The 22,509-nt window shown below is 60.7% G+C and carries 16 protein-coding genes and 1 pseudogene; 1 reads left to right on the forward strand and 16 read right to left on the reverse strand.

The annotated features are described in order from the left end of the window. The first annotated feature begins 156 nt into the window (after positions 1 to 156). Positions 157 to 5,025 carry a dermonecrotic toxin domain-containing protein gene (locus AC1RJ3_RS01665; protein WP_493077127.1) on the forward strand — a complete coding sequence of 1,623 codons (4,869 nt, stop codon included), beginning with the start codon at positions 157 to 159 and terminating at the stop codon, positions 5,023 to 5,025. Between the two features lie 114 nt (positions 5,026 to 5,139). Here the strand turns inward: AC1RJ3_RS01665 and ureC are convergent, their stop codons facing one another. The 16 genes and pseudogenes from ureC to AC1RJ3_RS01745 form a co-directional block, all read right to left on the reverse strand. Further along, entirely contained in the window at positions 5,140 to 6,840 is a 1,701-nt protein-coding gene (ureC, locus tag AC1RJ3_RS01670) for an urease subunit alpha (RefSeq protein ID WP_347928775.1), read from the reverse strand. Positions 6,841 to 7,047: 207 nt separating this feature from the next. After that, on the reverse strand, positions 7,048 to 7,356 hold the full coding sequence (locus AC1RJ3_RS01675; RefSeq protein ID WP_019693790.1) for an urease subunit beta: 309 nt from the start codon (positions 7,354 to 7,356) through the stop codon (positions 7,048 to 7,050). Continuing rightward, positions 7,353 to 7,886: a GNAT family N-acetyltransferase gene (locus AC1RJ3_RS01680; RefSeq protein WP_347928776.1), complete on the reverse strand. Its 534-nt coding sequence runs from the start codon at positions 7,884 to 7,886 to the stop codon at positions 7,353 to 7,355. Before AC1RJ3_RS01680 ends, AC1RJ3_RS01675 begins: the two co-directional genes overlap by 4 nt. 6 nt (positions 7,887 to 7,892) lie before the next feature. Further along, positions 7,893 to 8,426, reverse strand: coding sequence for a GNAT family N-acetyltransferase (locus tag AC1RJ3_RS01685; RefSeq protein ID WP_493077130.1), 534 nt, complete (start codon positions 8,424 to 8,426; stop codon positions 7,893 to 7,895). 9 nt (positions 8,427 to 8,435) lie between these two features. Further along, positions 8,436 to 8,738 (reverse strand): urease subunit gamma, encoded by a 303-nt coding sequence (ureA, locus tag AC1RJ3_RS01690; protein WP_019693787.1) that lies wholly within the window; start codon positions 8,736 to 8,738, stop codon positions 8,436 to 8,438. A 142-nt stretch (positions 8,739 to 8,880) separates the two neighbouring features. Then, complete coding sequence (locus AC1RJ3_RS01695; RefSeq protein ID WP_347928778.1) at positions 8,881 to 9,720, reverse strand: urease accessory protein UreD; 840 nt, start codon at positions 9,718 to 9,720, stop codon at positions 8,881 to 8,883. A gap of 31 nt (positions 9,721 to 9,751) precedes the next feature. Then, the gene (urtE, locus tag AC1RJ3_RS01700; RefSeq protein WP_054595415.1) at positions 9,752 to 10,450 is read right to left on the reverse strand and encodes an urea ABC transporter ATP-binding subunit UrtE; all 699 of its coding nucleotides are present in this window, start codon (positions 10,448 to 10,450) and stop codon (positions 9,752 to 9,754) included. Between the two features lie 182 nt (positions 10,451 to 10,632). Continuing rightward, entirely contained in the window at positions 10,633 to 11,502 is an 870-nt protein-coding gene (urtD, locus tag AC1RJ3_RS01705; RefSeq protein WP_054595416.1) for an urea ABC transporter ATP-binding protein UrtD, read from the reverse strand. Beyond that, the gene (gene urtC, locus AC1RJ3_RS01710) at positions 11,499 to 12,578 is read right to left on the reverse strand and encodes an urea ABC transporter permease subunit UrtC (RefSeq protein WP_347928779.1); all 1,080 of its coding nucleotides are present in this window, start codon (positions 12,576 to 12,578) and stop codon (positions 11,499 to 11,501) included. The genes urtD and urtC overlap by 4 nt, the downstream gene beginning before the upstream one ends. Beyond that, complete coding sequence (urtB, locus tag AC1RJ3_RS01715; protein WP_493077133.1) at positions 12,578 to 14,077, reverse strand: urea ABC transporter permease subunit UrtB; 1,500 nt, start codon at positions 14,075 to 14,077, stop codon at positions 12,578 to 12,580. The genes urtC and urtB overlap by 1 nt, the downstream gene beginning before the upstream one ends. 132 nt (positions 14,078 to 14,209) lie before the next feature. Further along, on the reverse strand, positions 14,210 to 15,475 hold the full coding sequence (gene urtA / locus AC1RJ3_RS01720; protein ID WP_123583251.1) for an urea ABC transporter substrate-binding protein: 1,266 nt from the start codon (positions 15,473 to 15,475) through the stop codon (positions 14,210 to 14,212). Positions 15,476 to 15,839: 364 nt separating this feature from the next. Further along, positions 15,840 to 16,850 (reverse strand): FecCD family ABC transporter permease, encoded by a 1,011-nt coding sequence (locus tag AC1RJ3_RS01725; RefSeq protein WP_347928781.1) that lies wholly within the window; start codon positions 16,848 to 16,850, stop codon positions 15,840 to 15,842. Further along, on the reverse strand, positions 16,847 to 17,806 hold the full coding sequence (locus AC1RJ3_RS01730; RefSeq protein ID WP_493077136.1) for an ABC transporter substrate-binding protein: 960 nt from the start codon (positions 17,804 to 17,806) through the stop codon (positions 16,847 to 16,849). Before AC1RJ3_RS01730 ends, AC1RJ3_RS01725 begins: the two co-directional genes overlap by 4 nt. A 1-nt stretch (position 17,807) precedes the next feature. Next, a pseudogene (locus AC1RJ3_RS01735) lies at positions 17,808 to 18,590 on the reverse strand (ABC transporter ATP-binding protein); the annotation flags it as partial. A 225-nt stretch (positions 18,591 to 18,815) separates the two neighbouring features. Then, entirely contained in the window at positions 18,816 to 20,198 is a 1,383-nt protein-coding gene (locus AC1RJ3_RS01740; protein WP_493077138.1) for a PepSY-associated TM helix domain-containing protein, read from the reverse strand. Between the two features lie 149 nt (positions 20,199 to 20,347). Continuing rightward, positions 20,348 to 22,477 (reverse strand): TonB-dependent copper receptor, encoded by a 2,130-nt coding sequence (locus tag AC1RJ3_RS01745; protein WP_493077140.1) that lies wholly within the window; start codon positions 22,475 to 22,477, stop codon positions 20,348 to 20,350. Positions 22,478 to 22,509: the final 32 nt, after the last annotated feature.

Below are 22,509 nucleotides of genomic sequence, written 5' to 3' on the forward strand. Positions count from 1 at the left end.
TGCGGTTGTCGGGGTGGTATTTAATTGTTTTTCAGGTTCTGAAGTTTAATGTTATTGGGCGTTTATGCTGGTTTTACAGCAGTTATTTAATCTTTTGTTATCTGAGGTATTGAATAAGCTGGTCGTTCTTATGAACGCACAGGGACAGTTGCGAAAATGAATGAATCATCAGAAGGATCTGTGTCGGATATTTCTGCCAATAATCCGGCAGGCGACAATCGGTATTTGAGTTACCTGGCAACCAACGTTCCAGCGCTTATAAAAAGCCCTACTCTGTCTAAACGTGTAGCGACGGCAACCCAGGCAGTCGATTTCCCTGAGTGGTACGTCAAGGCAAGCGCCATTGACCGTCAATACCTCAAGGAACTCGGCAACGAGCGCTGGCGATTGCAAGGCAATCTGGATGACACGCTGGGTGATCTGAAAAAGGACATCAACGAGTTCGCAGAGCCCTTGCTCATTCAGGCCCTGCAAGAAAAGCTGAGCCTGGAACTGGATGTGCGGGCCACGACGGTTCGGCTTTACGTGCCAGCCCTGTTGGGGTTTGGCATCGACAACAATGCCAGCCGGCTCAGGGAGTCAACGTTGCTGGAGGCTGCGCTGCATAACTTTGAGGACGCTGAAACCCGTGCCGGCGCCTTTCGCGATGGCTCGGGAATTTTCACCACCGATGCTGAAGGTGAGCTGCAACGTCATTCGTTGACCATCGAAAGTTTTGCGAGCCTTTGTCGGGAGCTGGATCTCGGTGCGCAGTATCAGCGGCACATCACAGGGTTGCTGGCCCCTGCGGCGGCAGGTGCAAAGGCCTCACTTGAGCAACACTTCATCGGGACCGAAAAAGCTGCGTTCAATGAGTCGGCGCTGATTGCATATTTGAAGGGCGATATCACTTCTTATGCGTACGGCAAGTTGCAGCAACTGCGGGACAACCAGACAAACATCACGATGGGCAAGCGCCCGTTACAGCCTCATCGACTGTCCCTGATGGGCGTGAAACTGTCGGGTATCGTGTTGTTCAGTGCCGTGGCAGATCCAACGAAAATCAAAAAGATTTACGACGCCCTGGAGCCGACACATCAACGAATAATGATGGATTGGGCACGCAAACTGCTCATTTTGCCCGGGCAGGAATTTGACCAGTTCAAGTTTCTCAAAGCCTTTTTTGCCAACGGTCCCAGCGGTGCCGTCGATGAGATGCTGCGCCGCGAAGATATCGATAATCAAAGTCGGCTCGACGGTGCCTTGATCGCTTATGTGCCCGACGATCCTGAGCATCCTCTCAAGGAATATAAATCCTTCACCGATTTCATGAAGGAGCTGACGAGCCAGTTGCGCTCCTCGGACTACCAACAATTTTTCAGCCGCTTCGTACCGCAAAAAGACAAAGGACAGTTTTTCACTCGCGTCAAAGAGCGCTTTAGCACCTTCACCTGGCAACAGCGCGAACCGTTGAGCATGGGGCCGTGGTGGCGAGAGACTGCGGTGGAGAACCCCGATGCCGAGTCGGTCACCAACCTGATTGACGGTTTGCTCTGGCCGGCGCTCGGCCGATGGCGGTGCGATAAGGCCATCGCGGATTCGCGGCACATTGCCGTTCCCACTGGCGATGAAGATGCCAACGCCCGTTGGGCGCGATTGAGCAGCTACGTAAGCATCGGCTGGAACGTATTCAACTTCGGCGCGATGCTGGTGCCGGGCCTGGGAGAAGCCATGCTTGGCATCATGATCGGGCAAATGCTGCTTGAAACCATGGAGGGCATCGAAGACTGGAGCAAGGGCGACAAGGACGAAGCGGCGGCATTGTTGACCGGCGTCCTGATCAATGCGGCCCAGCTGGCAATCATGGGAGCAGGGCATGTGTTGCCGACGGGCGCAGCGGCCGCGATCAAGCCTTCGGCATTTGTCGACCAGTTGAAGCCGGTCGTACTCGCTGACGGCACCAACCGCCTCTGGAACCCGGACTTGAGCCCGTATGAGCATCAAGTCAGTTTGAGTTCCGACTCGACGCCCAACGAGCGAGGCCTTCACGCGCACGGCGATAAGGAATTGCTGCCGCGCGACGGCAAATACTTCGCGGTGCAGGACGATCCACTGACCGGCGAGCCAAGGATGCTGCATCCGGACCGGCCCGCAGCTTACCAGCCAAAGCTTGACCACGATGGCGCCGGTACCTGGCACACCGAACTCGACCGCCCTGTCGAGTGGACCTCGGCCGAGCTCATGCGTGGGCTGGGGGCGAAGTCAGAAGCGTTCGATGATGCAATGCTTGAACGCATCCGTATCACCAGTGGTATCGAAGAAGATGTGTTGCGTCGGCTGCATGTCGAAAACGAAGCGCCGCCCGCGTTGCTGGTCGACACCCTCAACCGGTTCAAGGCGTGGTCGGAAACGGGGAAACTGCCTGAGAACGCCCAGTCAAACATTGCCGACGCCAGGACGCTTCAGGACACCTTTGCGCAATTGCCCGCCAACATGGCAGAGGAGCTACTGAGCGCCGCTGATCCGGCTGACTTGCGAGTGCTGGCCGAGCAAAAGCGTATTGGCTTGCACCTCAGGCAGCAGGCGCGCGCCGCCTCGCTGGAGGTGCGTCTGGCGCGTGCCTATGAAGGGCTGTTCCTTGATTCACTGCAGGCGCCGGATACGGAAAAACTGGCACTGCATAGCCTGGAAAGCTTGCCGAACTGGCCGCAGGAGGTGCGCATCGAGATTCGCGAGCATTCTTTCACTGGCCGTCTGCGCGACAGCATTGGCCCAGAAGAAGCGGATCTGCGCAAAGTCCTGGTCAGCACGGAGAACGGTTATGAAGTGCGGGATGCCGAGGACAACCATCTGCACGGCGCGGATGACCTGTTTTCTTCGGTATTGCATGCCCTGCCTGACGCTGAACGCAAAGCACTGGGTTTTGAAATCAATCAAGGCGCGACACTCAAGCACACCGTTCAAAATGCACCATTGGCGCGTGACCAACTGCGCCCGATGCTGGCGGACAGCCCACTGCGCAAGCCTGCCTATGATCCCGAGACGATGAAGCTGCTCGGTGGAATGCCACTTCCTCAAGGCATTCGACGGCTCACCGGACGCCTGACGTTGCAGGAACGCGTCAGGAGCGTGCGGCCGGGCTGGACGGAGGAGCAAGCCCAGGCTTATCTGGACGGTGCAGGCGATGAGGCTGACCCGGAGCTGCGGGCCAGCGCGCTGGAAGCGGAATTCAACCGCCTCAATACCAACTTCCAGCGCTGGCTGAATTCGCCGACCGAAGCGTACAGGTTCAGCCCTGCCGGCGTTGCCGAATGGCAGTCAAGAAACTCACTTTACAAGGCCATTCGTCAGTGCTGGCAGCAAACCGGGCCCAGGGATGTGGACACTTTAGAGAATCTGGGGACATTGCTTGACCTCTCAAATATGCCCATGGGTCGACACTTGGGAACCATGCCCCCTCTGGAAGCCGATTTTCAGCACGTGACCAGCCTGAACTTGCTGGGCACTGAGATGACCGACGCACACGTCACCTTTCTTGATCATTTTCCGCGCCTGCGTTCGCTGAATCTCACCCGCAACCGGCTCACGCAATTTCCTCCTTCGGTGGGACGAATGGTAGGGCTGACGGAGTTGTTCCTCGGCGATAACCGGATAGTGCTGGATGCGCAGGGCGCTACGTATTTGAGATGGCTTACCCGGCTTCAAAGTCTGGATCTTCAGGGAAACCCGTTGGGTCGAGTGCCGGATATCGGCGGCATGCGCCTGCTGCATACGGTATTGCTGGGTGAGACGGGTATTGATACCTGGCCGGACGGATTGTTTTCTCAATCCCGATTCCGGCATTTTTACTTGAATCTTCAGCGCAATGAACTGACGGTCATCCCTCGGGCTACGCCCGGCTCTGTCGGGGCGGAGATGTTGGCTCGGACGGTAGTGAGCCGGGAACGGCAGTGGATGTCGGCCGATACTCTGAACACGCTCAGAAACTACATCAGGTCCGTCGGCCTGGACCCCGATCGTCCGTATCCGCCTCGTGGTGTGCGCGACAGCCTTGATTGGGAGGCAGGCCTGACGCGACGAGATTGGGTCGCCAAACAGGAGATATGGAACAGCGTGGAGGACGAATTCGGTTCGGAGCCTTTTTTCAATAAGATCAGGAAGCTCACTGAGTCCAGCCATTTCCAGAACGACAACGCATTCAGAGTGGACATGACGAGCAAGGTCTGGCGAATGCTGGATGCGATGTCCAAGGACAGTGAGTTGCGGCGCAACCTTTTTGTCATGGGCAGGGACGAGGCTACCAACTGTGTGGATGCCGGGGCCCAGTTGTTCAATTCAATGGGTGTGGAGGTGCTGATCCACGAAGCTTATGCGCTGGGGAGTCCAAGCCTGGTGGAGGCTGAACTGGTGCAGCTTGCCAGAGGCAAATCCCGTCTGGATGAGTTGAGCCGGATTGCCCACCAAGTGGTCGCCAAACGACTGGCGGGCGGTGAACGATACATGGTGATCGATGCCAATGGCGATGTTTCGGGGAGCATCGATGAGGTCCAGGTACATCTGGGCTACATGACGGACCTGGCCGAGCGACTGGATCTGCCTTGGCAATCCCGTGATCTGCAGTTCCGCACGCACACGGGCGTCACGTCTGAGATGATCGAAGATGCCTATCGGCGGGTATTGGATCTGGAGGCCGGCGATTTGCTGCGTGATTCCATCGTTGAACAGCCATTTTGGGCGTCTTACGTCCAGGGCTCGAATCGTCGCGCGTTCAAGGTGTTCAGGCGTCGAATCGATGCAACGACGGAGTTTTTCATGGCGCTTGATAAGCGCGCGACCGAACAGGATCTTTCGCTTGAGGCAAAGGCCGGCCTGAAAGAGGAGCTGAGGGTACTCGCCGCAGAGCTGGGCAAACCGGAAAGCGGGATTGCCCCAGGACAGATCATGACTCACGAGGCCTATTCCGCCGAGCTGGACTTGATCTATAACGAAATGAAGACACTGCTCAAAACCCTGACCCAACAGGCGATGGATCGGGCGAAGCTGTAAAGGGTGGAGATACCCTTTACGGTTGAACCGAGCAACTGATTGACCTGACATTACAGCCATCCCGGCACGAAGATTGACGCCCTTCGTGCCGGGTTTTTTATGCCTGACTGGAAATCAAAACAGAAAATACCGCTGGGCCATCGGCAACACATCCGCCGGTTCGCACCACAGCAGTACGCCGTCAGCCTTGACCTGATAGGTCTGCGGATCGACGTCGATCTTCGGCAGGTAATCGTTGTGGATCAGATCAGTTTTCTGTACCTCGCGGCACCCTTTGACCACTGCGATTTTCTTCTTTAAACCCAGCGCCTCAGGCAGACCTGCCTCCTGCGCAGCCTGGCTGATAAACGTCAGGCTGGTGGCATGTAGCGAGCCGCCGTAGCTGGCAAACATCGGGCGGTAATGCACCGGTTGCGGCGTCGGAATCGAAGCGTTGGCGTCACCCATCAGACTGGCCGCAATCGCGCCGCCCTTGAGGATCAGCGTCGGTTTGACCCCGAAAAATGCCGGGCGCCAGAGCACCAGGTCGGCCCATTTACCCACTTCGATCGAGCCCACTTCATGGCTGATGCCGTGAGTGATGGCCGGGTTGATGGTGTACTTGGCGATGTAGCGTTTGACACGGAAGTTATCGTTGCCCTCGCCATCACCTGCCAGTGCGCCACGCTGTTTTTTCATCTTGTCGGCGGTCTGCCAGGTGCGGGTGATGACTTCACCGACGCGGCCCATGGCCTGGCTGTCGGAGCTGATCATCGAGAATGCGCCGAGGTCGTGAAGGATGTCTTCGGCTGCAATCGTCTCGCGGCGGATACGGCTTTCGGCGAAGGCCACGTCCTCGGCAATGCTCGGGTCCAGGTGGTGACAGACCATCAGCATGTCGAGGTGTTCGTCGATGGTGTTGCGGGTGAATGGCCGGGTCGGGTTGGTCGAGCTCGGCAGCACGTTGGCGAAACCGCAGGCCTTGATGATGTCCGGCGCGTGGCCGCCACCGGCTCCTTCAGTGTGGTAAGTGTGGATGGTCCGCCCCTTGAACGCGGCGAGGGTGGTTTCGACGAAACCCGACTCGTTCAGGGTGTCGGTGTGGATCGCCACCTGTACGTCGAACTGGTCGGCGACGTTCAGGCAGTTGTCGATGCTCGCCGGCGTGGTGCCCCAGTCCTCGTGCAGCTTGAGGCCGATAGCCCCGGCCTTGACCTGTTCGATCAGCGGCTCCGGCAGGCTGGCGTTGCCCTTGCCCGTGAGGCCGATGTTCATCGGGAAGGCATCCGCCGCTTGTAGCATCCGCGCCAAGTGCCAAGGGCCGGAGGTGCAGGTGGTGGCGTTGGTGCCCGTCGCCGGTCCCGTACCGCCGCCGATCATGGTGGTGACGCCGCTCATCAATGCTTCTTCGATCTGCTGCGGGCAGATGAAGTGGATGTGCGTGTCGACACCGCCCGCCGTGAGGATCATCCCCTCGCCGGCGATCACTTCGGTGCTGGCGCCGACCGCGATGGTGACGTTCGGCTGGACGTCCGGGTTACCGGCTTTGCCGATGGCCGCAATGCGCCCATCCTTGAGGCCGACGTCGGCTTTGACGATCCCCCAATGGTCGATGATCAGCGCGTTGGTGATCAGCGTGTCGACCACTTCGGCGGCCAGTAACTGGCTCTGACCCTGGCCATCGCGGATCACTTTGCCGCCGCCGAACTTCACTTCTTCACCGTAGGTGGTGAAGTCTTTTTCGACTTCGATCCACAGCTCGGTGTCGGCCAGGCGAACCTTGTCACCGACGGTGGGGCCGAACATGTCGGCGTAGGCTTGTCTTGAAATCTTCATGCGCATGCCTTGGGATTCAATTGGGTTTGGGATCGCTCGCGTAGCTCGCTATCGCAGCCTCGCGCTGCTCGACAGCTCCTACGGGTGTTCACACAAATTTCCGGCTGCTCTCGGCCCAGGTGTTCACGCAACTTTCTGGCTGCTCTCGGCCCCTGTAGGAGCTGTCGAGCAACGCGAGGCTGCGATCTTTTGGGCGCTCCGCAGATGTTAGTCGAGGTCGCCCATGATCCTGCCGGCGAACCCGAACACCCGGCGATGCCCGGCCAGGTCCACCAGCTCGACCTCGCGGCTCTGCCCCGGTTCGAAGCGCACGGCGGTGCCGGCCGGGATGTTCAGGCGCATGCCACGGCTGGCGGCACGGTCGAACGTCAGGGCGTCGTTGGTTTCGAAAAAGTGGTAGTGCGAACCGACCTGAATCGGCCGGTCACCGCTGTTGGCCACGGTCAGGCTCAGGGTGCGACGGCCAGCGTTGAGCTCGATGTCGCCTTGCTTGATCTGATATTCGCCAGGAATCATTCGGGTTGTCCCAGAGTCTTGTAGTAGATGGCGGTCGGGGTGTAGCGACCGTCCGGGCTTTGGCAGTAGTTGGGCAACTCGCCGACACGGATGTAGCCCAGGGACTGATAGAACGCTTCGGCCGCTGAGCCGGCTTCGGTGTCGAGGTACAGCAGGCCACGTTTGTGCTGGCGCGCAGCAAGCTCCACAGCATTCATCAGTTGTTGCGCCAGGCCGCGTCGCCGCGTGTCATGGCGCACCTGCAGCTTTTGCACTTCGGCGCGATTGCGGCCGTTGGCTTTCTGGCACAGGGCCAGTTGCACGCTGGCCAGGACCTTTTCATCGTGAACCACTACCCACAGCAACAGACTGCCGTCCTCGAGCCCGGCCTGGACACTGTTGATGTAGGCGCGGGCCTGGGCATCATCAAGGTCGGCCATGAAGCCGATCGAGGCGCCGTGCTGCACGGCGTCAAACAGCAAATCGATCAAGCCCTGACGGTAGTGCGCAAAGCTTTCGGTGTTCACGCGTCGCAGTTGGGCAGTGTTCATGACATATCACTCCTTGTTGGCGACGGGCGGCTCCGCGCCCGGATTGAGGATCAGCTGCATGAAGGTCAGGTCGAGCCAACGGCCGAACTTGGTACCGACTTGCGGCATGTGCCCGGTGGTGATGAAACCGACCCGTTCGTGCAGGCGAATCGAGGCGGCGTTAGCGCTTTCGATGGCGGCGACCATCACGTGTTTATTGCAGTCCCTGGCGCGTTCGATCAGTACGTCCATCAGCTGTGGGCCGAGGCCGTTGCCGCGCTGATCGCTGCGCACGTACACCGAATGTTCGACGGTATGGCGGAAACCGTCGAACGGCCGCCAGTCGCCGAATGAGGCATAACCGAGCACGCTGTTGTCGGCGTCGACAATCACCAGCACAGGGTAGCCCTGGGATTGCCGGGTGCTGAACCAGGCCTGGCGGTTAGCGAGGTCGACGGCCTGTTCGTTCCAGATCGCGGTCGTATTGAGGACAGCGTCGTTGTAGATGTCGCGGATCGCCGGCAGGTCGGCGTATACGGCATCACGAATGTGATAAGTCATGGCGCAGCCTCAGACGATGGGTTGGTGGACGGTGACCAGTTTGGTGCCGTCGGGAAAGGTCGCCTCGACCTGGATCTCCGGGATCATTTCCGGGATGCCTTCCATCACTTGCTCGCGGTTCAGCAGGGTGGTGCCGTAGTGCATCAGTTCGGCGACCGTCTGGCCGTCACGCGCGCCTTCGAGCAGCGCCGCGGAGATGTAGGCCATCGCTTCCGGGTAGTTGAGTTTCACGCCACGGGCCAAACGCCGCTCAGCGACCAGGCCGGCGGTGAAGATCAGCAGCTTGTCTTTTTCGCGTGGGGTCAGGTCCATCGTTAAAAATCCGTATTGGGCAGTTAAAAATTCACTCGATCTGTAGGAGCAAGGCTTGCCCGCGATGAACGATTACGCGGTCTTCCAGTCGAACCGCGCGGCCCCCATCGCGGGCAAGCCTTGCTCCTACAGGTATGTGTGTTCAGGTGCTCCAGATTCTGGGGGGGACTGCTTCGCGGCCGAGCAGGGCCGGGCGCAGCAACTTCCACAAATCAATCAGCCAGCCTCGCGCCAGCAACGCTTCACTGGCCAGGCAACGGGCGACTAACAGCCCCGGCAGTTGCGTCAGATCCCCGCGCACGTCATTGGGCAGCGAGCGACAGGTCTCCAGTAAATCGCTATCGATTTCACCCGTCACCAGCAACGTCGCAAACACCGGCTGGCCATCCAGCCCTATCGGCGAATCAAGCAAGCCGTCATTCCCGACAATGCGCTGGCGTTCGTGCCAGAGCAACTGGCCGTCGCGGCGGATTTCCAGCTGTGACTGAAAGTGCCCGAGCTCGAAACGTTCGCCGCTGGCGGGGCGACCCAGCGCCACCACGTCCCAATAGAACAGCCGGGCGTCACCTTGCAGTTCAATCGAAGTGCTGAGCTCAGCCTGGGCGGCGCTGAACACGATGGTTTCCTGCGGCAGCCATTCCAGCGTGGCACCGGCGGCGACGTTCAAGTCGAGCCGTTGATAGGCTGGCCCGGCGGCGCGATACCACTTGGCGGCGCCGGGGCTGGTCAACTGCGCCCAGGCGTCGGCACCGACGCAGGCCGTGATGTCCAGCCGATCACCACCGGCAATACCGCCGGGCGGGTGGACGATGATGTGCTGGCACACTTCGGGGCCTTCGGCGTACAGGTGTTTTTGCACCCGCAGCGGGCCTTTGTGGCGACGCAGGACCGGGCGCGTGCTGTCGCCGAAGCGGGCGTAGCCGAGCTCCAGCTCGGCGTGCCAACTGGGCGTGAACAGTGCGTTTTGCGCAAGAGCAGTCATATATTTTTAATTATCGTCAGGACGCTACAGACTAGATCGTAACCAGTCCGCGCACACCCTCGGCTTCCATATTTTCTCCGCGGCCTTGCTGGACGATCTCGCCCCGGGACATCACCAGGTACTGATCGGCCAGCTCGGCGGCGAAGTCGTAGAACTGCTCGACCAGCAGGATCGCCATGTCACCTCGTGCGGCGAGCTTTTTGATCACCGCGCCAATCTCCTTGATCACCGACGGCTGAATGCCTTCGGTAGGCTCGTCGAGGATCAGCAAGCGTGGCCGACTGGCCAGTGCGCGACCGATGGCCAATTGTTGTTGCTGGCCGCCCGACAAGTCGCCACCGCGGCGTTGCTTCATTTGCAGCAAGACCGGGAACAGCTCATAGATGAAGGCCGGGACTTCCCTGGCCTCGGAGCCCGGGAAGCGCGACAGGCCCATCAGCAGGTTTTCTTCCACGGTCAGCCGCCCGAAAATCTCCCGGCCTTGCGGCACGTAAGCGATGCCGGCATGAACCCGTTGATGCGGCTTGAACGAGGTGATCGGTTTACCTTCCCAATTCACCGCGCCTTCCTTGGCTGGCAACAGACCCATCAGGCATTTGAGCAGGGTCGTCTTGCCGACACCGTTGCGTCCGAGCAGGCAGGTGACTTCACCGACTTTCACCTCAAAGCTCAGGCCCCGCAGGATGTGGCTACCGCCGTAGTACTGGTGCAGCTTGTCGACGTGCAACATGTTCAAATTCCTTTCAGAGTTCCAGCTCTTCGTAGCAGCTGGCGAAGCCTGCGTTCGGCCGCGAAGCGGTCGTCATCCGGCTGATGCGGTATACCTGAGAAAACGCGTTGCCGGGTTTCGCGACCGCTTCGCGGCCGAACGCAGCCTCGCCAGCTCGACAGCTGCTACGGTGTACATGCGCGTTATCGGCCGAGATACACCTCGATCACCCGCTCGTTGTCCTGCACCTGTGCAAGCGACCCTTCGGCCAGCACGCTGCCCTGGTGCAGCACCGTGACGTGGTCGGCAATCGAACCGACGAAGCCCATGTCGTGCTCCACCACCATCAGCGAATGCTTGCCGGCCAGGCTTTTGAATAGCTCGGCGGTGAATTCGGTTTCGGCGTCGGTCATGCCCGCCACCGGTTCATCGAGCAGCAACAGTTGCGGGTCTTGCATCAGCAACATGCCGATTTCGAGAAACTGCTTCTGCCCGTGCGACAGCAGGCCGGCCGGGCGATTGACCGAGGTGGTCAGGCGAATGGTTTCGAGCACCTCGCAGATGCGATCTTTTTGTTCACCACTCAGACGAGCCCGTAGGCTGGCCCATACCGACTTGTCGGTTTTCTGCGCCAGTTCTAGGTTTTCAAACACGCTCAAGGCTTCGAACACTGTCGGCTTCTGGAACTTGCGGCCGATCCCGGCCTGGGCGATCTGCACTTCGCTCATCCGTGTCAGGTCCAGGGTTTCACCAAACCAGGCGTTGCCGTGACTGGGCCGGGTCTTGCCGGTGATCACGTCCATCAGCGTGGTTTTGCCAGCGCCGTTGGGGCCGATGATGCAGCGCAATTCGCCGACACCGATGTACAGATTCAGCGCGTTGAGTGCCTTGAAACCATCGAAACTGACGCTGATGTCTTCAAGTGTGAGGATGGTGCCGTGGAGGGTGTTCAGGCCTTTTTCGACACGTTGCCCCAGACCGATGGCGTCGCGGCTGCTGCCGGCGTCCTTGTTGGGCTCCGGTGGAAAAAAGACCGGTTCGAGCATGAATTCTGCTGTCGCAGTGATTCTCATTGGTCACCTCTTTTTTTCAGCAAACCGATCACGCCTTTGGGCAGGTACAAGGTCACGACGATGAACAACGCGCCGAGGAAGAACAGCCAGTATTCGGGAAAGGCCACGGTGAACCAGCTCTTCATGCCATTCACCACACCCGCGCCGAGCAGAGGCCCGATCAGCGTGCCGCGTCCGCCGAGTGCGACCCACACGGCGGCTTCGATGGAGTTGGTCGGCGACATTTCGCTGGGGTTGATGATCCCCACTTGCGGCACATACAGCGCACCGGCGAGGCCGCACAGCACGGCGCTCAAGACCCAGACAAACAGCTTGAAACCGCGTGGGTCGTAGCCGCAGAACATCAGGCGGTTTTCCGCGTCGCGCAGGGCGGTCAATACCCGGCCGAACTTGCTTTGTGCCAGGCGCCAGCCGATGAACAGGCTAGCCACCAACAGCAGTACGGTGGCGACGAACAGCACCGCGCGCGTGCCCGGCTCAGTGATGCCGAAGCCGAGGATCGTGCGGAAGTTGGTGAAGCCGTTGTTGCCGCCAAACCCGGTCTCGTTGCGGAAAAACAGCAGCATCCCGGCGAAGGTCAGAGCCTGGGTCATGATCGAGAAGTACACGCCCTTGATCCGCGAACGGAAGGCGAAGAAGCCGAACACCAGCGCCAGCAAACCCGGCGCCAGCACCACCAGGCACATGGCCCAGATAAAGCTGCTGGTGCCGGTCCAGTACCACGGTAGTTCGGTCCACGAGAGGAAGGTCATGAATGCCGGCAGGCCATCGCCCGATGCCTGGCGCATCAGGTACATGCCCATGGCATAGCCGCCGAGGGCGAAGAACAGGCCATGACCCAGGGACAGCAAACCGGCGTAACCCCAGACCAGATCCAGCGCCAGGGCGACGATGGCGTAGCAAAGGATCTTGCCCGCCAGCGTCAGTGTGTAGGCCGAGACGTGAAAGGTGCTGTCGGCAGGCAGCAATGACAGCAGCGGCAGCGCCAGCAACAGCGCGAGAATCACCGCGCCCACTGCGATCGTGACTTTGGGGCCGGCCTTTTGCGTGGCCGTGAGCATCAGGGGCTGGTTCATCAGTCGATTACCCGTCCTTTGAGTGCGAAGAGTCCTTGCGGGCGTTTCTGAATGAACAGAATGATCAGCGCGAGGATCAGGATCTTGCCGAGTACGGCGCCGATTTGTGGTTCAAGAATCTTGTTGGCAATCCCCAGGCCGAACGCAGCGAGCACACTGCCGGCCAACTGACCAACGCCGCCGAGCACCACCACCAGGAACGAGTCGATGATGTAGCTCTGGCCGAGGTCCGGGCCGACGTTGCCGACCTGACTCAGGGCCACGCCGCCAAGCCCGGCGATGCCCGAACCGAGGCCGAAGGCGAGCATGTCGACACGCCCGGTGGGTACGCCGCAGCAGGCGGCCATGTTGCGGTTCTGGGTGACTGCGCGCACGTTCAGACCGAGGCGGGTCTTGTTCAGCAGCAGCCACGTCAGCACCACCACAAACAGCGCGAACGCGATGATCACGATGCGGTTGTATGGCAGCACCAGATTAGGCAGTACCTGAATCCCGCCCGAGAGCCAGGCCGGGTTCGCCACTTCGACGTTCTGCGCACCGAACAACAAACGCACCAGCTGTATCAACATCAGGCTGATGCCCCAGGTGGCGAGCAGGGTTTCCAGTGGCCGCCCGTAAAGGTGGCGAATCACCGTGCGCTCCAGCGCCATACCGATGCCGGCGGTGACAAAAAATGCCACCGGCAAAGCGATCAGCGGATAGAACTCGATCGCTTGCGGGGCGAAGCGCTGGAACAGCAACTGCACCACGTAAGTGGAGTAAGCCCCGAGCATCAGCATCTCGCCGTGGGCCATGTTGATCACCCCGAGCAGGCCGAAGGTGATCGCCAGGCCGAGGGCCGCCAGCAGCAGAATCGAGCCCAGCGACATGCCACTGAAGGCCTGGCCGAGGAGCTCACCGATCAGCAGTTTGCGTTTGACTTGCGCCAGGCTGGTTTCGGCAGCTGTGTGCACCGTGGTGTCGGCTTCGACGCCGGGTTGGAGCAAACCTTCGAGACGGGTACGGGCCAGCGGATCGCCGGTTTCCCCCAGAAGACGCACTGCGGCGAGGCGCACGACCGGGTCGGCGTCCACTAGTTGCAGATTGGCCAACGCCAGACTCAGGGCGGCGTGAACGCTCGGGTCTTTTTCGCCAGCCAGTTGCTGGTCAAGGAATTTCAGTTGCGCTGGTTTGGCGCTTTTTTGCAGTTGTTGTGCGGCGCTCAAACGCACTGTGGTGTCAGCGGCGAGCAGTTGGTGGCTGGCCAGTGCGGTGTCGATCAAGCCCCGCAGACGATTGTTCAGGCGCAGGATCCTGACTTTGCCGTCGACGCTCAGTTGTCCTTGTTGCAGGGCGTTGATCAGTTCGATGCGGGCCGGGTCGGGTTGCGCGGCCCAGGTTTCCAACAGCTTGGCTTGCTGCACCGGATTGGCCGCAACAAAGTCTTCGGCGTCCCCGGCATGGGCGACCATTGGCAATAGTACAAAAGCAATAGCGAGAAACAGGCGATAAAGGGACATGGCTACGTCCTGAAAGGCGACGGCTGACCCCGTAGGAGCAAAGCTTGCTCGCGATGGCGGTGTGTCTGACGAACCGCCATCGCGAGCAAGCTTTGCTCCTGCAGGGTTTTGTAGGAGGCTTGTTCCTGCTGCTTAGTTGCTCTTCACCGCATACTCCGGCTTCTTGTCGTTGCCCGGTATGAACGGGCTCCACGGCTGGGCGCGGATCGGCCCCTCGGTCTGCCAGACCACGTTGAACTGACCGTCGGCCTGGATCTCGCCGATCATCACCGGCTTGTGCAGGTGGTGGTTGGTCTTGTCCATGGTCAGGGTGTAGCCCGACGGCGCGGCGAAGGTCTGGCCGGCCAACGCTTCACGGACCTTGTCGACATCGGTGGACTTGGCTTTTTCGGCGGCCTGCGCCCACATGTGGATGCCGACGTAGGTGGCTTCCATCGGGTCGTTGGTCACCGCTTTGTCGGCGCCCGGCAGGTTGTGTTTCTTGGCATAGGCTTTCCAGTCGGCGACGAACTTCTGGTTCACCGGGTTTTCCACCGATTCGAAGTAGTTCCACGCCGCGAGGTTGCCGACCAGCGGTTTGGTGTCGATGCCGCGCAGTTCTTCTTCGCCTACCGAGAAGGCCACGACTGGAACGTCGGTGGCTTTCAGGCCCTGGTTGGCCAGCTCTTTATAGAACGGCACGTTGGAGTCGCCGTTGACCGTGGAGATGACCGCCGTCTTGCCGCCCGCCGAGAATTTTTTGATGTTGGCGACGATGGTTTGATAGTCGCTGTGGCCGAACGGCGTGTAGACCTCTTCGATGTCTTTGTCAGCCACACCTTTGGAGTGCAGGAACGAGCGCAGGATCTTGTTGGTGGTGCGCGGGTAGACATAGTCGGTGCCGAGCAGGAAGTAGCGCTTGGCGCTGCCGCCTTCTTCGCTCATCAGGTATTCCACTGCCGGGATCGCCTGCTGGTTCGGCGCGGCACCGGTGTAGAAGACGTTCGGCGACATCTCTTCACCTTCGTACTGCACCGGGTAGAACAGCAGGCCGTTGAGCTCTTCGAACACCGGCAATACCGATTTACGCGACACTGAGGTCCAGCAGCCGAACACCACCGCGACCTTGTCCTGGGTCAGCAATTGCCGACCCTTTTCCGCGAACAACGGCCAGTTCGAGGCGGGATCGACCACCACCGGTTCGAGCATCTTGCCGTTGACCCCGCCCTTGGCGTTGATCTCGTCGATGGTCATCAGCGCCATGTCTTTGAGCGAGGTTTCGGAGATCGCCATGGTCCCGGACAACGAATGCAGGATCCCGACCTTGATGGTCTCGGCGGCCTGGACAGTCCAGGTCATGCCCATCGCGGCGATCGATGCCGATAATGTGAAAGCCTTGATCAAACTGCGACGCTTCATTGTGCGATCTCCATGAACTTATGAGTTTTCTTGGTTGGCAGATGCGGACTACTGAAGGGTCTTTAGCAAGGGCTGTGCCCGGTCGGAGAAAGGCAAGGAAATGTCGTGTTAGAGCGGTTGCGCCGGTAAGTGGTGCACCATGAAGGGACGCGTCTGGCGCGCTGGTGCGTTGTGATGCGCCACCTTGGAGCAAGAGCCGAGCGCCGACCCTGTGGCGAGGGGGCTTGCTCCCGCTCGGCTGCGAAGCAGTCGCAAGCCCGGCGCATGCGTTGTATCAGATGGAGCGCAGTCGCAGGTTTCAGGGCCGCTTCGCAGCCCAGCGGGAGCAAGCTCCCTCGCCACAATTGATCGTGCCAGTGCGGGATCAGCGGCGGCGCATCAGGCCGATGAAGAACAGGCCACCGATGGCTGCGGTGGCGACGCCGATTGGCAGATCTTCCGGTGCAATCATGGTTCGTGCTGCTACGTCGACCCAAACGAGGAAAACACTGCCGAGCAACACGCATACCGGCAGCAATCTGCGGTGTTCCGCCCCGACGAGGCGCCGCGCAATGTGCGGCACCATCAGCCCGACAAAACCAATGGAGCCGCTGATCGAGACCAGCACCCCGGTCATCAACGACGCAATCACAAACACCCGTAAACGCACGGTGCGAGCATTCAGACCGAGTGTGACAGCGGTTTGCTCGCCAGCCATCAAGGCGTTCAGCGGCCGGGCCATGCCCAGCAGCAAAACCAGCCCGAGCAGCACGCTGGCCGCCGGCACTGCCAGCAACTCCCAGCGCGCCAGCCCGAGGCCGCCAAGCATCCAGAACATCACCGCAGAACTGGCGCGGTGGTCGCCAAGGAACAGCAGCAGGTTGGCGACTGCCATCATCACGAATGACACCGCCACCCCGCACAGCAGCAGCCGATCGCTGTCCAGCCGACCGTTGCGGTTGGCGATTATCAGCACGACCAGCATGCTCAGCAATGCACCGATAAACGCGGCGATCGGCAAGGTCAGCAGGCCGACGATCTCGCCCACATGCAGCACCACGATTACCGCGCCAAGGGTCGCGCCGGAGGTCACGCCGAGCAAATGCGGGTCGGCCAACGGATTGCGCGTGACGGCTTGCAGCACCGCGCCGATCAGCGCCAGCCCGGCGCCCACCAACGCGCCGAGCAACATGCGCGGTACGCGAATCAGCCAGACGATGTGCTCTTGCCCGGCGCTCCAGTTCACCTCGCCAATCCCGAATGCCTGATGCAGCAGAATCCGCCAGACCACGTCCACCGGCACTCGTGCCGAGCCAAAGCCCAGCGACACCACACAAGACACCAGCAACAGCGCGCCGAGGGCAACCAGCAACAAGGCATAACGACGATTGATCATTCGCCGTGGAAACCCTTGGCCAGGGTTTCAACCGCCAGCACGTTGTCGATCCCCGGTGTGGCTTGCACGTAAGGGATGACGATGAAGCGCTGGTTCTTGATCGCATCCACCGATTGCAGGGCCTTGTTGTTCAGCAGGAATTGTTCCTTTTGCTCGGCGCTGACTTCGCCGTAGTCGACGATCACGATCACCTGCGGGTTGCGCTCAACCACGTTTTCCCAGTTGACCCGGGTCCAGCTCGCGTCGACATCGTCGAGAATGTTGCGCCCGCCGGCGGCGTCGATCAGCGCTTGCGGCATCCCCAGGCGGCCCGAGGTCATGGCCCGGTCTTCGCCGCTGTCGTAAAGGAACACCCGCGGTTTTTCACTCGGCAGGTTTTTGCGAACCTGGGCCACTTGCGCCTGCATGTCGCTGATCAAGCGGTTGGCGCGATCCTGTACGTCGAAGATCTTGCCGAGGTTGCGCAGGTCGTTGTAGGTGTCATCGAGGCTGGCCGCTGGGCGCTTCATTACGAAGGCGCACGACTCGCTCAGTTCATAGACGTTGATCCCCAGCGGCCCGAGGGTTTGCGGGGTCAGGTCGCCGCCAATGCGCATGCCGTAATCCCAGCCGGCGAAGAAGAAATCAACGTTGGCGTTGAGCAGGGTTTCCACCGATGGGTACTTGGCGGCGAGTTCCGGCAGGCCGTCGAGAATGCTCTGCATCTCGGGGGTCACGGCTTTCCAGCCACTGATCCCGCTGTAGCCGACCATCCGCGGCTTGAGGCCGAGGGCGAGCATCATCTGGGTCATGTTGATGTCGTGACTGAGGGCATGTTTTGGCGCCTCCTTGAACGTCACTTCACGGTTGCAGCTCTGTATCGTCAACGGGTAGCGGCTCGCTTCGGCGAATGCCTGGGCGCTGCCCAGCAGCAGGGCGATGGACAGGCTGGAGCGGAGCAGGGTGCGCAAGGTCATGTTGGGTTATCCAGGTAATTCGGGGGTAGCCGGACAGCGGGTGTTCATCGATCAACGCTTCGACGCCGAACACTTCGCGCAGCAGCGTGGTGGTCAGCACTTCTTTTGGCGTGCCGCTGGCGACGATGCGTCCGTGGTTGATCACGTACAGCCGATCGCAGAACGCCGCGGCCAGATTGAGGTCGTGGATGCTCGCCAGGGTGCCGATCTGCAAGCGCTTGACCAGTTGCAGCAGTTCGAGCTGATAGCGTGGATCGAGGTGGTTGGTCGGTTCGTCGAGAATCAGCAATTGCGGTTGCTGAGCCAGGGCGCGGGCGAGAATGACGCGTTGTTTTTCGCCGCCCGACAGCGTGGCGAAGGCGTGATCTTCGAAGCCTTTGAGGCCCACCGATTCCAGTGCCTGTTCGGCGATTCGGCGATCTTCCAGCGTGTCGCCATCGAACAGGCCTTTGTGCGGTGTGCGGCCCATGGCAACCACTTCCTCGACGGTCAGGCCGAAGGCATCGGGGAACTCCTGCAACACCACCGCAATGCGTTGCGCACACCAGCGCGACGACTGCTTCCAGACGTTGTGATGGGCCAGATGCACCTCGCCGGACTCCGGTTTGCTGAAGCGGTAGGCGCAGCGCAACAGGCTGGTCTTGCCGCTGCCGTTGGGGCCGATCAAGCCGACGAACTCACCGGCCGCCACGTGCAGGCTGGCCTCACGCAGCTGGAACTGGTGATGACAGTGGCCATGGCCCAGCGGTGTCCAGGCGAGGTGGGTTAGGTTCAGCGAGGTCATGCCATTCCTTTCGATGGTTCCCTGTGGCGAGGGAGCTTGCTCCCGCTCGACTGCGAAGCAGGCGCCATGGCTTGTTTCACGATCAAATGGAGGTGCCGATTTTGATTTAAGGGCCGCTACGCGACCCAGCGGGAGCAAGCTCCCTCGCCACAACAGTCCTAGAGCCGCAACTGTGCGTTGGCCGGGCATTCTACAGCGCCAGTCGCTGCACGCATCTCGCTGTCTTCAGGATGAAGATGAGGCCGATTCAGGCTGGCGGTTCAAGCGCGACAGCAGCAGGCGATCCAGCAGCCACACCACGATCAGCGAAGCGCCCACCAACGGGAATATCACCGCCAATGCGAGGATGATCACCACCCCGGTTTTCCAGGTCGGCAGGTCATGCCGCAACGGTGGAACACCGAGCTTGCCTTGTGGGCGGCGCTTCCACCAGATCACTACACCGCTGACGGCGCTGAGCAGGATCATCAGGCAGATCAGCAACACGACGATCTGGTTGAGCGGCCCGAACAGTTTGCCTTCGTGCAGCATCACGCCCATTTCCGTGGCGCGGGCGACGTTGCCGTAATGCTGCCAGCGCACGTCGGCCAGCACTTCACCGCTGTACTGGTCGACATGCAGGGTGGCGTCGTTGCGCGGGTCGTCGGCGAATACGGCGATGGTGAACACGCCGCTGGCGGTGGTCGGGAAGGTGATGCTGTAACCCGGCTCGACCTGGCGTTGAACGGCGATGTCCTGTACCTCTTGCAGGCTGATGGTCGGCGCCGCCGGGGCGCTGCTGCCGCCGTTGTGCGCCATGTGTTCGGCGTGGTCACCGGACATCGGCATCGGCGTGTTTTCCATGGCCCAGGGCACGGTCTGGCGCGTTGCGGTGTTGAGGCTGCGGGCTTGCTGGTCGGATTTCGGCACGTTATTCCACATGGCTGCCGGAAAGCGGTTCCAGACTTCAGCGTATTGCTTGCCCCAGAAGCCGGTCCAGGTCATGCCGCTGAGCAGCATCACCAGCAAAAACGCCGCGCCCCAGAACCCGGTCACGGCGTGCAGGTCACGCCAGAGCACACGTCCGCGACTGCTGAATCGCGGCCACACGATCCCCGCGTCGGTTCGCCCGCGTGGCCACCACAGGAACACCCCGGAAACCACCAGCACCACGCCCCAGCCAGCCGCGAGTTCGACCAGCCGATCACCGACGGTGCCGATCATCAACTCACCGTGAATAGCCCGGGCGATGGCTTGCAGGTTTTTCTTCGCGTCCTGCTCACCGAGGATATCGGCGTGATACGGATCGATGAAGACGTTGAGCTCGCTGCCGGCATTCTTAACGACAAACTGCGCACTGTGCTCGGCATTGAGCGGCGGCAGGTACTGCTTGATCTGGCCCTGTGGATAAGCCTCTTTGACACGGCGCAGCAACTCGTCGGCACTGACGGTGTGATGGCCGCCCGGCACATTGAGCAGGCTGCCGTACATCAGTGGGTCGAGTTGCGGTTTGAACAGGTAAACGATGCCGGTCAAGGCCAGCATCACCATGAACGGCGCAACGAACAGCCCGGCATAAAAATGCCAGCGCCAGGCCAGGTTGTAGAAATTCGGTTTGGGTTGGTTCATCAGGTGCTCCGCTTGGCGTAGATCTTTGTTGTTTGTTTGCGGTCGCTACGCAACCGATCGCGGGCGAGCCTTGCTCCTACGGGGATATGTCGATCACGAATGTTATGAACGACACAAATCTGTAGGAGCAAGGCTTGCCCGCGATGCCTTTAGAAGCTCATATCGACCTTGGTCCAGAACGTCCGCCCTGGTTCGTTGATCGCTTGCGGGTCATTGGCCGGGTAGCCGAACCCGGCGTTGCCGGCCAGGTTCAAGTGCTCGGCGTAGGCCTTGCCAAACAGGTTGTCGACGCCGGTACTGACCTTCCAGTGCTTGTCGATCCGGTAGGCGCCGTTGAGCGAGAACACGCCGAAGCCCGGGCTCTTGTCGTAATCCTTGCCGACCACGTTGCCCTTGTTCTGCTCGATGCGGTTTTGCGCCGCAACCACTCGCCACAAGGCGCCGGCGCTCCAGTTGTCTTCGCTGTAGGTCAGGCCGAAACGCGCATCCAGCGGCGGCATTTGCGGCAGTGCTGTGTCGTGGGTGGTGTCTTTGCCCCAGGCGTAGGCCAGGGTCGCATCGGCTTTCCAATGGGAGGTGAGGTTGTAGGCTGCGCCGAGTTCACCGCCCATGATGCGCGCGTTGATGTTTTCGGCCCGAGAGGTCATGCCCATCATGCCGGGGGTGTAATCGAACAGGATGTAGTCGTGTACTTCGCCGACATAACCCGAGGCCCAGGCTTCGAGGTCCTGGGTTTTGTATTGCAGGCCGAAGTCGAGCTGGGTGGTTTTCTCGGGCTTGATCGAGTCGAAGGCGTTGAGCGAACCGGCAGGGCCGGATTTTGGCGAGAACAGCTCCCAGTAATCCGGGAAACGTTCGGCGTGGCCGAGGCCGGCATAGAGCGTGGTCGGGCTGTCCGCCAGATCATGCTCATAGCGCGCGAAGCCGCTTGGCAAGGTATCGGCACGGCTCTTGTCGGCGGTCGGGTTGGGTCGGCCCATCATCCCGGAGCCAATGGTCTGGCGAAAATCCTTGGCCGAGGCACGGTCCAGTCGTGCCCCGCTGATCAGGCGATCACGGTCGGCGGCGTACCAGGTCAGCTCACTGAAAACGCCGTAGTTATGGAAGTCCGCATCCTTGTTGCGTGGCACGTCCTTATAGGTGTCGATGCCCATGGCGGCGCGCTGACGGTGTTCGTTGGTTTGCGCATCGATGCCGCTGATCAACTGCACATCGGCCCAGCGCCAGGTGGCCTTGATCCGTGCACCGAGGGTGCGGCGGTCGACGTTGGAGGCCATCGGACCGGCCATCATCCCGGTACCGGATGGCGTGCGCAGGGTGTAGTTGTCCATCACATGGTCGGCGTAGTTGTAGTAGACCTGCGCTTCGACTTTATCCAGTACTTCGCCAAGGTTCGACTTCTCGAAACGCAGGCCCAGGCTTTCGCGCTTGAACTGCGAACCGTCCATGCCACGGCCGGCCGAACGTGCCTCGCCGTCGCCCTTGCCGGCGGTCAGTTCCAGCAGCGTGTCGGCATCCGGCGTCCAGCCCAGGGCGACATCGCCGTTCCATTTGTCGTAGCGCGACGGCACGGTGTCGTTGTTACCGTCGCGGTAATCGTCGGCGTGAGCCGTGTTGCCGATCACCCGGATGTAACCCTGTGGGCCACCGGCAGCGGCGTCGACGAGCTTGTCGAAACGCCCGTTGGAGCCGGCCAGCAGGCTGGCGTTAACCCTCGTGCCCAGCTCGCCGAAGCTTTCCGGCTCACGGTCGAACAGGATGGTGCCGGCAGAGGCGCCAGGTCCCCAAAGTACGGTTTGCGGGCCTTTGATCACGGTCAGCTTGTCGTAGGTTTCCGGTGAGATGTAGGAAGTCGGGGCGTCCATGCGGCCAGGGCAGGCACCGAGAATCATGCCGCCGTTGGTGAGAATGTTCAGCCGCGAACCGAACATGCCGCGCAGCACCGGATCGCCGTTGGTGCCGCCATTGCGAACCAGCGCGAAGCCGGGAATGGTCTTCAGGTAATCGCCGCCATCGCTGGCCGGCACTGGTTGGCGCGGGTCCTTGGGGTTGGTGACGATGGTCAGCGGCGAACTTGGGGCGATCGCGGTAATGACCGTTGGGCTCAGCTCTTCAGTGTGCTGGCTGTGGTCAACCGGTTGCTCGGCCGCGTTGGCCAACGGGGAAAGCAGGGCGCCGCACAGAATGGCAGTGGCCTGTTTGAAACGGGCGCGTGGCGCGTTCAGGGCGAAAAATGCCTGAGCAGCGCTCAAGCGTGTGTCAGCAGAAAACCTGGACATAAAGGTTCCATCAATCAGTCGTCAACAACACG

It is taken from the genome of Pseudomonas sp. GW822-FHT04C11 (genome assembly GCF_058800905.1).